10 protein-coding genes are annotated in these 11,959 nt (G+C 75.6%); 2 read left to right on the top strand and 8 right to left on the bottom strand.

Going from position 1 to position 11,959, the window contains the following annotated elements; translation table 11 throughout:
* The first annotated feature begins 2 nt into the window (after positions 1-2).
* Positions 3-1,142, top strand: coding sequence for a class I SAM-dependent methyltransferase (locus EKG83_RS13140; RefSeq protein WP_033430792.1), 1,140 nt, complete (start codon positions 3-5; stop codon positions 1,140-1,142).
* A gap of 59 nt (positions 1,143-1,201) precedes the next feature.
* On the opposite strand, the gene EKG83_RS13135 is transcribed toward EKG83_RS13140, so the two are convergent.
* Genes EKG83_RS13135 through EKG83_RS13120 form a run of 4 tightly spaced genes read right to left on the bottom strand, consistent with a single transcriptional unit; the run spans position 1,202 to position 5,343 of the window.
* The gene (locus EKG83_RS13135; RefSeq protein WP_033430791.1) at positions 1,202-2,119 is read right to left on the bottom strand and encodes an acetamidase/formamidase family protein; all 918 of its coding nucleotides are present in this window, start codon (positions 2,117-2,119) and stop codon (positions 1,202-1,204) included.
* Complete coding sequence (locus EKG83_RS13130) at positions 2,116-3,051, bottom strand: PDR/VanB family oxidoreductase (protein WP_051765602.1); 936 nt, start codon at positions 3,049-3,051, stop codon at positions 2,116-2,118. The genes EKG83_RS13135 and EKG83_RS13130 overlap by 4 nt, the downstream gene beginning before the upstream one ends.
* Positions 3,035-3,811 (bottom strand): MOSC domain-containing protein, encoded by a 777-nt coding sequence (locus tag EKG83_RS13125; protein ID WP_051765600.1) that lies wholly within the window; start codon positions 3,809-3,811, stop codon positions 3,035-3,037. Before EKG83_RS13125 ends, EKG83_RS13130 begins: the two co-directional genes overlap by 17 nt.
* 56 nt (positions 3,812-3,867) lie before the next feature.
* A complete protein-coding gene (locus tag EKG83_RS13120; RefSeq protein WP_033430790.1) occupies positions 3,868-5,343 on the bottom strand; it encodes a SulP family inorganic anion transporter in 1,476 nt (491 codons plus the stop codon).
* A gap of 221 nt (positions 5,344-5,564) precedes the next feature.
* Between EKG83_RS13120 and EKG83_RS13115 the strand changes: the two genes are divergently transcribed.
* Positions 5,565-5,927, top strand: a complete 363-nt coding sequence (locus tag EKG83_RS13115; protein WP_033430789.1) for a DUF2203 domain-containing protein — start codon at positions 5,565-5,567, stop codon at positions 5,925-5,927.
* A gap of 18 nt (positions 5,928-5,945) precedes the next feature.
* Here the strand turns inward: EKG83_RS13115 and EKG83_RS13110 are convergent, their stop codons facing one another.
* The 4 genes from EKG83_RS13110 to EKG83_RS13095 form a co-directional block, all read right to left on the bottom strand.
* A complete protein-coding gene (locus EKG83_RS13110; protein WP_084716341.1) occupies positions 5,946-9,137 on the bottom strand; it encodes a S8 family peptidase in 3,192 nt (1,063 codons plus the stop codon).
* A 231-nt stretch (positions 9,138-9,368) separates the two neighbouring features.
* Entirely contained in the window at positions 9,369-9,662 is a 294-nt protein-coding gene (locus EKG83_RS13105) for a hypothetical protein (protein WP_228122597.1), read from the bottom strand.
* Between the two features lie 14 nt (positions 9,663-9,676).
* The gene (locus EKG83_RS13100) at positions 9,677-10,651 is read right to left on the bottom strand and encodes an acetylxylan esterase (RefSeq protein ID WP_033430788.1); all 975 of its coding nucleotides are present in this window, start codon (positions 10,649-10,651) and stop codon (positions 9,677-9,679) included.
* Between the two features lie 177 nt (positions 10,652-10,828).
* Complete coding sequence (locus EKG83_RS13095; RefSeq protein ID WP_033430787.1) at positions 10,829-11,875, bottom strand: LacI family DNA-binding transcriptional regulator; 1,047 nt, start codon at positions 11,873-11,875, stop codon at positions 10,829-10,831.
* Positions 11,876-11,959: the final 84 nt, after the last annotated feature.

Here is an 11,959-nt window from a genome sequence, read left to right as displayed (position 1 = left end):
ACGTGGCGGGAGCACGTGACGTGCGGCGGCTCGTGTCGGCCGCCGGGGCCGGGCCCGACGAGGTCGCGGCCGCCATCGGGGACGTCGGGGCGGAGCGGGCCGCCGACGTCCTGGTCGACGAGGTGGTGTTCCGGGCGACGTGGCCGCTCCTGGGCGCGGCCGACCGGGTCGTCGTCCGCGTCGCCCTGCGGCACGGGGGGACCACCACCGCCCGCCTGGTCACCGCGACGGCCGACGGGGTGGCGTTCGGGCCGGACGACGGGACGGCGCCGGACGCCACCGTGGTCCAGGACCTGGCCGAGGTCGTCCGCCTGGTCTTCGGGCCCGCCGGCGGGCCCGGTGCGCACACGCGCGAGATCAGGCTGCGGGACTCCGACGAGCTGTCCTCCTACGTGCACCCGCCGGCCTGGTTCACCGTGGTGGAGCGGCTGGTCGCCGCCGTGGACGGGCGCACCCCGCCGCGGCTGTCGGAGCTGGCCACCAGGTACGGGGCCGACAAGTGGGGCATCCACTTCTACACCGACCACTACGAGCGCCACTTCGCGCCGCTGCGCCACGAGGTGGTGACGGTCCTGGAGATCGGCGTGGGCGGGTACGACGACCCGGCCGTCGGCGGCGCCTCGCTGAGGATGTGGAAGCACTACTTCCCCAGGGGGGTGGTGCACGGCATCGACGTCCACCACAAACCGTGGCTGTCCGGGCAGCGGCTGGAGGTCTCCGAGGTGGACCAGTCCGATCCCGCGGCGCTCGACCGGTTCGCCCGCGCGGCCGGCCCGTTCGACGTCGTGGTCGACGACGGCAGCCACGTCAACGCGCACGTGCTGACCTCGTTCGACGTGCTGTTCCCGCACCTGCGCCGGGGCGGGCTGTACGTCGTCGAGGACATGCAGACGGCCTACTGGCCCCGGTTCGGCGGGAGCAGCGCGGACCTCGCCGGCGGGTCCACCTCCACCGGCCTGGTCAAGGACCTCGTGGACGGGCTGAACCACCGCGAGATCATCCCGGGGTCGCCGCGCCCGCCGCGCGGCACGGACGACTCGATCTCCGAGCTGCACGTCTACCACAACATCGCGTTCATCCGGAAAGGCGCGAACCGGGAGCCGGGCGGGCCGGCGTGGGCCGTCCACGGCCGCGAGGGCTGACGCCGGCGCCGGACGAAAGCACCGGACGAAGGCGCCGGACGAAAGCACCGGACGAAGCGTCAGACGAAGGCGTCGTGCGGCAGGACCGCGTGCACGCCCCACGTGCCGTTGACCACCTGCGTCACCCGCAGGTGGACCACGGGGCTCGCCAGCGCCAGCGCGGTGGGCCGGTCGAGGCCGTGCAGGGCCTCCACCCAGGTGATCATCGCGTCCAGCGCGTCGCCCATCGCCTCGTCCAGGTCCTCGTGGAACCCGAAGGTGATCCGGCCCGCGGGCGTCTCGGCGTGCACGCCGGGCACGGGCGCGTCGGCGCGCACGTCCAGCCGGACCCGCGTCGTCATCGGGCACTCGATGGCGGTGCCGCACACCTCGCCGTCGCCCTGGGCGGCGTGCCCGTCGCCGAGCAGCAGGTGCCCGCCGGGCACGGTGACCGGCAGGTACAGCGTCGACCCGGCCACCAGCTCGCGGCAGTCGATGTTGCCGCCGCCCGCCGTGCGCGGCGGCGCGGTGCGGTGCTCGCCCGGCTCCGCCGGCGGCAGCCCCAGCACGCCCAGGAACGGCGCGGTGCGCACGGTGTGGCCGAGGTCGTTGGTGGCGGTCCCCTCACCGATGTCCCACAGCAGCCACGCCGACGGGCCGCCCGCCACGCCCAGCCTGCGGGTCAGCCGGGTCTCGGCCACGGCGGTGGCCGTCCAGCCCCAGGCGCCCGGCGTCAGGGACTCCAGGTGCACGGCCAGGACCGTGCCGGGTTCGGCGCCGCGCACGTCGACCGGGCCGGTCAGGCAGTGGCCGCGCCGCCGCGCGAACATCCTGGGCGGCAGGTCGGCCGGGTCGCGCGGCCGCTCCAGGAAGCCCGCGGCGTCCAGCGACCGCACCACCACCACGTCACCGGGGTCGACGGTGAGCGCGGCGGGCGCGTCGCGGTCGAACACGTCGACCGCGGTGCCCGGCCCCGGCTCCAGGCGGTGCTCCCTCACCCCGTCACCGGTCCCACGGTGATCTCCTCCGCCGCGGCCCGGGACACGCACGAGAGCAGCGACGCGCGCCGCTCCTCGTCGGTCAGCGCGGCGTCCCGGTGCTCGACCCCGCCGTCGAGCACGGCCAGCCGGCAGGTGCCGCACGTGCCCGCCTCGCACGAGGAGTCCACGGCCACGCCGGCGCCGCGCAGGGCGGACAGCAGCGACCGGTTCGCGGGCACGTCGACGCGCCGCCCGGTCGGCGCCCACACCGCGGTGAACGGCGCGGCGTACCCGTCGGGGGCGGTGAACTCCTCGACGTGGACGCGGCTGGGCCGCCAGTGCGCGGTCAGCGCCCGCACGGAGCGGATCAGCGGCAGCGGGCCGCAGCAGTAGACGCGGGTGTCGTCGTCCGGGGTCGCCAGGTGCGGCCACAGGTCCAGCCGGCCGCGGCCGGCGCTGTGGTGCGCGGTGGCGTCGGGGAACTCGTCGAGGAACGGCGCGTCCTCCGCCGTCCTGGTCAGGTAGAGCAGCCGGAGGTCGGCGCAGCCCTCGGCGCGCAGCCGGGTCGCCATGGACCGGATCGGGGTGATCCCGATGCCGCCCGCGATGAACAGGTAGCGCTTGGCGGGCAGCAGCGGGAAGCGGTTGCGCGGCCCGGTGGCGGTCAGCCCGGTGCCGACCACGACGTCGTCGTGCATGCTCGCCGAACCGCCGCGGCCGGCGGGGTCGCGCCGCACGCACACCACGTACTCCCCCGGCGCCTCACCGCCCGGCTCGACCAGGCTGTAGCTGCGCCGGTGCCCGGCCGGGGTGGTCAGGGTGACGTGGGCGCCGGGCTCGTAGCCGGGCAGCGGGCCGCCGTCGGGGCGGCGCAGCGCGAACCGGCGGACGGTCGGCGTGAGGTCGGTCCGGTCGGCGACCACCAGGCGCAGCTCAGGCAACCAGCTCACCCCCGACCTCCAGCACGCCGTCGGACAGCACCTCGGCGTAGCAGCCCATGACCTCGTGCCCGTAGGCCCGGTTGAGCATCCGCACCACCGGCAGGTCGCGGCGCCCGGTGTCCGGGTCCACCTCGGTGGCGGCGCACCGCCAGGTCCGGCTGGTGCCGCGCAGGCGCACCCCGCCCAGGGTGAACTCCCGGTCCACCAGCCCCTCCTCCGCCCACGGCGGCAGGCCGTCGAGCAGCACGTTGGCCCGGAACCGGCGCGGGTCGAGCCCGTCGACGCCGGCGCGCTCGGCCAGGTCGCGCACCGAGGCGAGGTTGAGCAGCGAGATCCAGTTCATCTGCCGGTCGCCGACGCGCGCGGTGTCGGTGAAGCGCCTGCCCTCCTCGCGGGCGGGCACCGGCAGGACGCCGTCGGGCAGGTCGAGCACGCGGGCGAAGAACCGCAGCAGCTCGTCCTGCTCGTCGGGCAACCGCACCGACAGCACCTCGTGGCCGACCACCTCGGCGGTGAACACGCCGGTGCCCACGTCCAGGTGGGTGCGCAGACCGGCCAGGTGGTGCTCGGCGACCAGGGCGTAGAACTCGGTCTTGGGCAGGCCCCGGCGCAGGCCGGGGTGGTAGGCGCCGCCGGGGCGGGCCAGCGCCAGGGCGCGGTCGTGCGGCACGCCCTCGCCCCGCCGCAGCGGCACGCTCGTCAGCGGCTGCGCGCTCAGCCCCTTGATCGGGTAGACGTACAGCCCGGCCACCCGGCCACCCTCGACCACCGGATTCCCCCTCGTTCGGCCTTCCACGGCACCATCTCACACCCGCGGCGGGGACGTCAGCGGCTCTCGCTGAGGGCGCGGTGGACGGCCGCGCTCGACTCGTCGAAACCGGTGATCTCCACGGTCTTGCCCCGGCGGCGGTACCGCTGCTCGACCGCGTCCAGCGCGGCCACCGACGAGGCGTCCCAGACGCGGGCCCCGGACAGGTCGACCACGACCCGGTCCGGGTCGCCCGCGTAGTCGAAGCGGGCGACCAGGTCGTCGGCGGAGGCGAAGAACAGGTCGCCGGTCACCGAGTAGACGACGGTGCCGCCGTCGGGCTCGGTGACCGCGGTGACGCCCGCGCGGCGGGCGACCCGCCGCGCGAAGACCGCCGTGGCCGCGAGCGTGCCGACCACCACGCCGATCGCGAGGTTGTGCGTGGCCACCACGCAGACCACGGTGACGACCATCACGGCCGTCTCGCCGGCGGGCATCCGCCGCAGCGTCGAGGGCGCGACCGAGCGCCAGTCGAAGGTGCCGACGGACACCATCACCATCACCGCCACCAGGGCGGCCATCGGGATGTCGGACACGACCGGGCCGAACACCACGCACAGCACCATCAGGAACGCGCCGGCCAGGAACGTCGACAGCCGGGTGCGGGCGCCGGAGACCTTCACGTTGACCATGGTCTGGCCGATCATCGCGCAGCCGCCCATGCCGCCGAACAAGCCCGTGACGACGTTGGCCACGCCCTGCCCGATCGACTCGCGGGTCTTGTTCGAGCGGGTGTCGGTGATGTCGTCGACCAGCTTGGCGGTCATCAGCGACTCGACCAGCCCGACCAGCGCCATGGCCAGCGCGTAGGGCGCGATGGTGCCCAGCGTGGCCGCCGTGAGCGGCACGTCCGGCACCCCGGGCACCGGCAGCGACGACGGCAGCTCGCCCCGGTCGCCCACGGTGGGCACGGCGATCCCGGCGCCCACGGTGACGGCGGTCAGCACGGCGATCGAGACCAGCGGGGCCGGGACGACGGTGCTCAGGCGCGGGAGGAGCACCATCAGCACGAGGCCGCCCAGCAGCAGCGGGTAGACCGCCCACGGCACGTCGCGCACCTCGGGCACCTGGGCCAGGAAGACCAGGATGGCCAGGGAGTTGACGAAGCCCACCATCACCGAGCGCGGGACGAACCGCATCAGCCGCGCCACGCCCAGCCCGCCGAGCAGGACCTGGAAGACGCCGGCCAGGACGACGGTGGCGAGCAGGTGGTCCATGCCGTACTCGCGGTGGACCGGGGCGATGACCAGGGCCACGGCGCCGGTCGCCGCGGAGATCATCGCCGGGCGGCCGCCGACGACCGAGATCACCACCGCCATGGTGACCGAGGCGAACAGGCCGACCGCCGGGTCGACCCCCACGATGACCGAGAACGAGATGGACTCGGGGATCAGCGCGAGGGCCACCACCAGGCCGGCGAGCACTTCGGTGCGCAGGGTCTTCGGGGAGAGCTTGAGGCCGCGCGCCAGCGCGGTGGGTGATACACGGGGCAAGGGGGGACCTGTCGTGCTCGGGCACGCCTCGGCGCGCGCTCTGGTGGTGCTCGGGTCGGCGCCGACCCCGGCTCGGGAGACCGGCGGCGGCCGGCCGGGAACAGCTTACCCGCTGGTGGGGGGCTTGGAGGTGGGTGGCCGGGGTGGGGCACCGGGGAAGGCGACGCGGCAGGGCGCGGCGGTGAAGCAGGCGGGGGTCCCGCCCGCAGTAGGCTGACCGGGTGAGCCTGTTCAGCGTGCCGGAGGCGCGGGACGAGCTGGCGAGGCTGCGGCCGGTGCTGGCCGAGATCGTCGTGCTCCGGGCCGACGCCGCCGAGCTGGCCGCGTCCCTCCAGGACGGCGGCCCGCCCACCGACCTCGGCGGCCTCCCCGAGTTCAAGGCCGCCCAGGCGCGGCTGGACGACCTGATGTCCTCGGTCCAGGCCACCGGCGCCGAGCTGAAGGGCTTCGCGCCCCTCCTGGTCGACTTCCCCGCCGAGCTGGACGGCGTCCCCGTGCTGCTGTGCTGGCTCGAAGGCGACGAGGGCCTGACCTGGTACCACCGCGCGGACCTCGGGTTCGCCGGTCGCCGCCCGCTGCCGTGAGCGGGCGGCGACCTCGGCTCACCTGATCCGGTAGGCGTGGACCACGGTCTGCCGGAACGTGTTGCCGCGCACGTCCGCGCCCTCCACCCGCAGCGAGGCGAACGCACCCGGCGTGCCGGGGTTGCGCACCAGCGCGGTGCGGCCGGCGACCGGGACGCGGGTCCAGGTCCTGCCGTCGTCGAAGGACGCCTCCACCCGCACGCCCCGCAAGGCCGCCCCCACCTGCTGCCCCGGCACCAGCGGCACGGGCAGCAGCCGGCCCGCGGACGCCGAGCCGGTGGCGTCCAGCCGGGGCGCGAACCGGACCACGGTCAGCGGCAGGGTCCGGTCGCCGGCGGCCGAGCGGAACGTCCAGCTGCCGCTCACCCCGGTGCCGAAGTCGGACACGTCCCGGGTCGCCCCGACCTCCAGCCGGTAGGCACCCGCGGTCGCGGGCACGTCGAACGTGCCGGCGCCCGGGTCCGCGGTCTCCCCGACCAGGCGACCGCCGCGGAACAGGGCCGTGCGCGCCGACGTGGTGCGCGACGCGCCCGCGTTGCCCGCGCCGTCGCCGAACAGGTCCAGGTCGACGTTGATCCGGTCGCCCACCCGGCTCAGCGCACCCGGACCGCGCAGGGCCGGGCCGAAGACCGGGTGGTTGAAGCTCTCCCGGTACACGCGCCCCGGGCGGTAGGTGCGCGCCGCGCTCGCCAGCTCCGCCTCGAACCCGAGGGGCTCCGACCGGATCTGCGAGGCGTGCCAGGTCCACCGGACGTCCTCGGTGTTGACGTAGTCGACGAACGCGCCGGACGCCCCGGCGGTCTGCGACCAGACCAGCCCGTCGATGCCCGCCGCCTCGGACTCGCCGCCCAGCGCCATCACCCTCCCCGCCGGGAGCGGGCCGGTGGTGGTGCGGACCTCGGCCAGCTCGGACTTCGCCGGCGCGCGTTCCAGGCCGGTGTGCGCCCGGCCGGTCGAGCCCCAGGCGAACCGGTAGCGCACCCGCGGGTCGGTGACCGGTTCGGTGGCGAACTCCGCGGACACCTTGGTGGCGAACCGGTCGGGCGGCAGCTCCGGGCCGAGGTGCCCGACGGACATCGGGACGTCGTCGAAGCCGCCGAAGATCACCCCGACGCCCCAGCCGGTGGTGACGCCCCCGTGGACGCGCCGCCCGGTGACCTCGGCGAGCATGGCCAGGGCGTTCGGGTCGGGCGCGGTGACCCGGACCGGCTTGGCCAGCCTGGCGTCCATGGTGACCACCGCGTCCGCGTCGACCTCGAAGACCGGTTGGTAGAGCGGGGCGATGCCGTTGCCGACGCCGATGGTCGCGGCCGCGAAGTACTCGCCCGCGGGCAGCCGGGTGACGCCGCTGGGCACGGACCGCTCCCGGCCGGTGGCGAGGTCGAACAGGCGGGTGCCGTACTCGACGGGCTGCCCGTCGCCGTCGAGGTGCGCGAAGGTGACGTCGTAGCTCTCGACCTCGCGGCCCGCGGTCACCGGCGTGCGCAGCGCCGTCGGGCCGGCGGAGGCGACCACCGAGCCCGCGTAGTCGCCGTCCCGGCCGACGCGGGTGTTGGCGGTGACGCGCACCGCCGCCTGCCCGCCAGCGGGCACGGTGACCTCGGCGGGCGAGGCGGTGAGCAGGCCCGCCGGGGCGGGCTCGCCGTCCGGCCCGGTGGCCTCGGTGGTGACGCGCAGCACCAGCGGCGCGGTGCCGGTGTTGCGGTAGACCAGCTCGCGGGTGACGGGGGTGTCGTCGTCGTGCGGCCACCGCTGGGTGCCGAACGCCAGGCTCGCGGGTTCGACCGTGGCGGTCTGCGCGAGCGCGGCGGCCACGTCGATCCGGCCCATGCCCTGCTCGTACGGGTCCAGCTCGGGGTTGGGGCGGGCCGAGGAGGTCAGCAGGGCCTTGAGCCGCGCGCCGGTCCAGTCCGGGTGCCGCTGGGCCAGCAGCGCGGCCGCGCCGGCGACGTGCGGGGTGGCCATCGAGGTGCCGGACATGGCCACGTGGCCGTCGTCGACCGGGTCGCCGAGGGTGCCCTTCGCGGCCTTGGCGGCCACGATGTCCACGCCGGGCGCGGTCACGTCGGGCTTGATCCCGCCGTCGCCGGCGCGGGGCCCGCGGCTGGAGAACGGCGCCAGGCCGTCCCGGCGGTCCACCGCGCCCACGGTCAGCGCGGCGTCGGCGCTGCCGGGCGAGCCGATCGTGCCGGGCCGGCCGGAGTTGCCCGCGGCGACCACGAACAGCGTCCCGGTCTTGGCCGACAGCTCGTCGACGGCCTGCTCCAGGGGGTCGATCGCGGGGGTGTCGGTGCCGCCCAGGCTGAGGTTGACGATGTCGGCGCCCTGGTCGACGGCCCACTGCATGCCCGCCAGGACCGAAGACTCGGCGCAGCTGCTGGTGGCGCAGACCTTGCCGTCCAGCAGCCGCGCGCCCGGTGCCACGCCCCGGTACTTCGCGCCGTTGCTCGCGATGGTCGCGGCGACGTGGGTGCCGTGGCCGACGGTGTCGGTGTTGTCCGGCGCCTCGGTGAAGTTGGCCTCGGCCAGCTCCCGCCCGGCCAGGTCGGGGTGCTCGCCGTCGACGCCGGTGTCCAGCACGGCCACCACGACGCCCTCGCCGGTCAGGCCGGCCTGCCAGGCGGCGGGCGCGCCGATCTGCGCGGTGCTGCGGTCCAGGCTCAGCTGCCGCACCCCGTCCAGCCAGACCTTCTCCACGCCGGGGTCGGCCAGCAGCGCGCGGAACGTCGCGGCGGCCTCGGGTTTGGCCACCTGCCCGGCGACGGTGCCGAGGGCGGGCAGGGCGCGGGCGGCGCGCAGCTCCCCGCCCCCGCCGCCGGTGACCAGCAGCGGCACGGTGTCGCGGTGCGCGTCGTCGTAGCCGGCCTCGACCAGGCCGGTGACGTCGAACAGGCGGCGGTCGAGCCTGCCGGAGTCCATCGCGGGCAGGGCGTCGGAGGGGACGACGTGCTCGCGGCCGGCGTCCCGGAAGCGGTGGAAGAACACGCCCGCGCGGTCGGGACCGGGGGTGATCGACACGACTTCCCCGCCGCTGACCACGACCCGGTCGCCGGTGATCAGCGTGACGGTGGTCGAACCGGCGGCGGGTCCGGCGGGGACCGCCCCCGCGGCGGCCTCGGGCACCGCCGACGCGGGCACCGCGCCGCTCACCGCCAATAACGCCACCGCCGCCACGATCCCGTTGCGGCGCAAGAGTTTCGTACTCGGCACTCGTACCTCCCGGTCCGGTTGCGCGGAAGGCGCCGCACACGGCGGCGGAGCGTTGGAACGTGCCGGAGCCCCCTCGTCCTCCTCGACGCTAGGACCCCCGCGCGGCCCGGGTAAGGGTGCCGGTGGACGATCGGGTCGGTGCGGACAGGCCAATTCCCCGGTCGCACCCGGGCAGCGGAGCACATCGGGGCAGCGGGCGCCGGTCGGCGGGCACGGCTCCGCCGCCGGGGTTCAGGCGTCCAGCTCCGCCAACCCGGCCTCCCACCGCTCCCGGCGCTCCTCGGCGCCCTGCTCCCACCACGGCGTGCCCCGCTCCCCCAGGGCCACCTTCGCGGCGTGCACGCGCCGGCGGGCCGCCGCCTCCGCTTCGGCGTCGCCGGACCGCAGCGCCGCGCCGACGTCGCGGCGGGCCGCCATCAGGGCCCGCCGCAGCCGCGCCGCCACCTCCTCCGGGAGCCGCGGGTCGGTGGCGCGCCAGCGCCTGCCGTTGACCACCACGTACCGGCCGTCGGGTGTCCGCTCCACCCCGACAGCGTCGCTCAGCCCAGCCGGGCCCGCAGGAAGGAGAGCTGGCGGGCGGTGTGCAGGGCCTCGCCGCCCTCGTGGCCGTTGTACGGGTAGACCTCGATGTCCTTGTCGGGGTTGGGCAGGTGGTTGAACGCGGCGAAGATCCCCGAGGGCGGGCAGGTCCGGTCGCGCAGGCCCGCGCCGAAGTGGGCGGACGCGCGGGCGCGGCGGGCCAGGTTCACCCCGTCGAAGTACGACAGGCCCGCCAGCACCCGCTCCTCGGCCTCGCGGTGCACCGACAGGTACTGCACGACCTCGGCGTACGGGTGGGTGTCGGTGATGGCGACGCTGCGCTCGTAGTGGCAGAACAGCGCCGCGCTGGACAGCAGCACCCGCACCGCGTCGTTGAGGCCCGCCGCGGCGATGGCCAGGCCGCCGCCCTGGCTGTTGCCGACGACCGCGATCCGCCCGGCGTCCACGTCCGGCAGTGCGGCGGCGGCGTCGACGGCTCGCGCGGCGTCGGTGAACAGGCGGCGCAGGTACGCCTGCTCCGGGTCCTCGACGCCCCGGGTCAGGAAGCCGGGCGCGGCGGGCGGGGAGCCGACGGGGTCGGGGGTGTGCCCGCCGTTGCCGTACTGGGCGCCCTGGCCCCTGGTGTCCATGAGCAGGTGGGCGTACCCGGCGCACGACCACACCAGGCGCTCGTGCGGCAGCCCGCGCCCGCGGCCGTAACCCAGGTACTCCACCACGACGGGCAGCGCCTGGCCCGCGCGGTCGGCGGGGCGGGTGTACCAGGCGCGCACCGGGTGGCCGTCGAACCCGGCGAAGGTGACGTCCGCGGTCTCCAGCAAGGTCAGCTGCGTCTTCACCGGCTCGACCGCGACCAGCGGTGCGTGCCGGCGCGCCGCGGCCAGGGTGTCGGCCCAGAACCGGTCGAAGTCGGCGGGTTCGCGGACCTCCGGCCGGTACCGGCGCAGCTCGGTCAGCGGCAGGTCGAACAGGCCCATGGTCCCCCGGTCCTCGACGCTCCGGTGTTCCCCGTTCCTGGGTTCACCACTCGGTTTCCACCACTTCGGTCCTCACCACTTCGATGTTCCCCGCTCCGGGGTTCACCACTTCGGTCCTCGCCACTCCGGTCCTCGCCACTCCGGTCCTCGCCACTCCGGTGTTCCCCGCTCCGGGGTTCACCACTTCGGCGGAGCGGTGCTCTGGCGCACCACCAGTTCGGTCGCCAGGTCGATCCGCTCGTTGCGCGGGCGCTCGCCGCGCGCCAGCGTGAACACCATCTGCGCGGCGGTGGTCGCCATCTCCCGCAGCGGCTGGCGGACGGTGGTCAGCGGCGGGCCGATCCACTCGGTGACCTGGACGTCGTCGTAGCCCACGATCGACAGGTCGCCGGGGATGGACAGGCCCAGCTCCCGCGCCGCGCGCATCACCCCCAGCGCCTGGAAGTCGGAGCCCGCGAAGATGGCGGTGGGCCGGTCCGGGCGGTCGAGCAGCGCCAGGCCGTGCGCGTAGCCGCCGTCGACGAAGAAGTTGCCGTAGCGCACGAAGTCCGGCTCCACGACGACGCCTTCGGCGTCCAGCGCGCTGCGGAAGCCGTCGACGCGGGCGCGGCTGCACAGCATGGTGGTGGGGCCGGAGATCACCGCGATGCGCCGGTGGCCGAGGCCGAGCAGGTGCCGGGTGGCGGCCAGGCCGCCCGCCCAGTTGGCCGAGCCCACGACCGGCACGCCCGGCGGCTGCTCACCGGCGGTGTCGACCACGACGAACGGGATGTTGCGCGTGGCGAGCTGGTGGCGCTGCCCCTCGTCCAGCTCGGCCAGCACCAGGATCACGCCGAGCGGGCGGCGGGTGAGCAGGTCGTCGAACCACTCCTGGCGCGGCCGGTGCGCGCCGCCGAGCTCGGAGAGCACCACGGCCGCCCGCTCGGCCGCGGCGGCCTGCTCCACGCCCCGGATGATCTCGGTCGACCACGCCGAGTGCATCTCGTGGAAGACCAGGTCGATCAGCGCGGGCCGGGACGACTGGCGGGCTCGCCGCCGCTGGTACCGGTGCCGCTCGATGACGCTCTCCACGCGCGCGCGGGTGTCGGCCGCGACGTCCGGGCGCCCGTTGAGCACCTTCGACACCGTCGGGATGGACACGCCCGCCTCGGCGGCGATGGACGAGATGGAGGCGGCCCGGCCGTCGGTCGTGCCGACGGCTTCGGGCTCGGTGGACGCGCTCATGCAGGCCCCTGTTCGCGACGTTGCCCGAGCAGCAGCGGCGCTGGGGCTAAAGTTTCGGTTTCAAAGCGTAAAGGTTCTTACCCC

It is taken from the genome of Saccharothrix syringae (genome assembly GCF_009498035.1).
GTDB lineage: Bacteria > Actinomycetota > Actinomycetes > Mycobacteriales > Pseudonocardiaceae > Actinosynnema > Actinosynnema syringae.
Note: the sequence above shows the minus strand (reverse complement) of the source record. Positions and strands in the feature narration are given on the sequence as shown.